This window comes from Enterobacter sp., from assembly GCF_977039595.1.
Genome location: NZ_CDRQYH010000139.1, coordinates 1 through 2,028 on the forward strand (window position 1 = coordinate 1; position 2,028 = coordinate 2,028).

A 2,028-nucleotide genomic window follows, 5' to 3' on the forward strand; every position below is an offset into this window, starting at 1 on the left:
GAGTTTGCACTTGAGCCATAAAGTCCATAATCACGACAACAACGATAAGCAGTGAGGTCCCACCGAAGTAGAACGGTACTTTCATTGCATCACGCATGAACTCCGGGATCAGGCAGATAAAAGTAATATAGAGCGCACCAACCAAAGTCAGGCGGGTCATTACTTTATCGATATACTTCGCCGTTTGCTCTCCCGGACGAATTCCTGGTACAAATGCACCGGACTTCTTCAGGTTATCTGCTGTTTCACGCGGGTTGAAGACCAACGCCGTGTAGAAGAAACAGAAGAAGATGATCGCAGACGCATAGAGTAACACATAAAGTGGTTGCCCAGGCTGCAAATACAGCGAAATTGTTGTCAGCCAGTTCCAACCAGTACCGCCCCCGAACCATGACGCGATGGTCGCCGGGAACAGAATAATACTGGAAGCGAAGATAGCCGGGATAACCCCCGCCATGTTCACTTTCAGCGGTAAATGTGTGCTCTGTGCAGCATAGACACGACGACCTTGCTGACGTTTAGCGTAGTTCACCACAATGCGGCGTTGACCACGTTCAACGAAGACAACAAAGAACGTCACTGCAAATACTAATACTGCAACCAACAGCAACAGGAGGAAGTGCAGGTCGCCTTGACGCGCTTGCTCGATAGTATGGGCGATGGCTGGCGGGAGGCCCGCAACAATACCGGCGAAGATGATGATTGAGATACCGTTACCGATACCACGCTCAGTAATCTGTTCGCCGAGCCACATCAGGAACATTGTCCCTGTGACCAGACTTACAACAGCGGTGAAGTAGAATGCAAAGCCCGGGTTTAACACCAGGCCCTGCATACCAGGCATATTCGGCAGACCGGTAGCAATACCGATCGACTGGAATATTGCCAGCACCAGAGTACCGTAACGGGTGTACTGACTAATCTTACGACGTCCAGACTCCCCTTCTTTCTTCAACTCTGCCAGGGCCGGATGAACGACCGTCAGCAGCTGGATAATAATAGATGCCGAAATGTACGGCATAATACCCAATGCAAAGATAGAAGCACGGCTGAGAGCACCACCAGAGAACATGTTGAACATTTCAATGATGGTACCTCGCTGTTGCTCAAGCAGTTTGGCAAGTACAGCGGCATCGATACCAGGGATCGGAATAAAAGAGCCAATACGGAACACAATCAGCGCGCCGATAACAAACAGCAGTCTGCGTTTCAGCTCGCCAAATCCACCTTTGGCACTTTGAAAATCTAATCCCGGTTGCTTAGCCATCTGCTACTTATTCCTCAATTTTACCGCCAGCAGCTTCGATAGCAGCACGAGCACCTTTAGTAACACGCAGGCCACGAACAGTTACCGGAGTAGAAACTTCACCAGCCAGGATCACTTTCGCGAACTCGATCTGGATACCGATAATGTTTGCTGCTTTCAGCGTGTTCAGGTCTACAACGCCGCCTTCAACTTTCGCCAGGTCAGACAGACGGATTTCCGCTGTGATCGCTGCTTTGCGAGAGGTGAAGCCGAACTTCGGCAGACGACGGTACAGTGGCATCTGGCCACCCTCGAAACCGCGACGTACGCCACCGCCAGAACGAGAGTTCTGACCTTTGTGACCACGACCACCGGTTTTACCGAGGCCAGAACCGATACCACGACCCAGGCGTTTACCCGCCTTTTTAGAGCCTTCGGCCGGAGACAGAGTATTTAAACGCATCTCTTACTCCTCAACTTTAACCATGAAGTAAACCGCGTTGACCATACCACGAACAGCAGGAGTATCCTCGCGCTCAACGGTATGACCAATACGACGCAGACCCAGGCCAAGCAGCGTTGCCTTGTGTTTCGGCAGACGACCGATTGCACTGCGGGTTTGAGTGATTTTAATAGTCTTTGCCATGGTCAATTACCCCAGAATTTCTTCAACGGATTTACCACGCTTGGCAGCGACCATTTCTGGAGAATTCATATTTTCCAGGCCATCAATAGTTGCACGAACCACGTTGATCGGGTTGGTGGAACCATATGCTTTAGCC

Annotated in this window: 3 protein-coding genes and 1 pseudogene; all 4 read right to left on the reverse strand. The window is 50.6% G+C overall.

The genetic code is table 11. The features are described 5' to 3' along the window. On the reverse strand, positions 1-1,267 hold a 1,267-nt coding region (gene secY, locus ACWYRJ_RS20785; RefSeq protein WP_455508544.1), incomplete at its 3' end, for a preprotein translocase subunit SecY. A 7-nt stretch (positions 1,268-1,274) separates the two neighbouring features. Further along, positions 1,275-1,709, reverse strand: a complete 435-nt coding sequence (gene rplO, locus ACWYRJ_RS20790) for a 50S ribosomal protein L15 (protein WP_003863304.1) — start codon at positions 1,707-1,709, stop codon at positions 1,275-1,277. Positions 1,710-1,712: 3 nt separating this feature from the next. Further along, complete coding sequence (rpmD, locus tag ACWYRJ_RS20795) at positions 1,713-1,892, reverse strand: 50S ribosomal protein L30 (protein ID WP_003863301.1); 180 nt, start codon at positions 1,890-1,892, stop codon at positions 1,713-1,715. Positions 1,893-1,898: 6 nt separating this feature from the next. Then, a pseudogene (gene rpsE, locus ACWYRJ_RS20800) lies at positions 1,899-2,028 on the reverse strand (30S ribosomal protein S5); the annotation flags it as partial.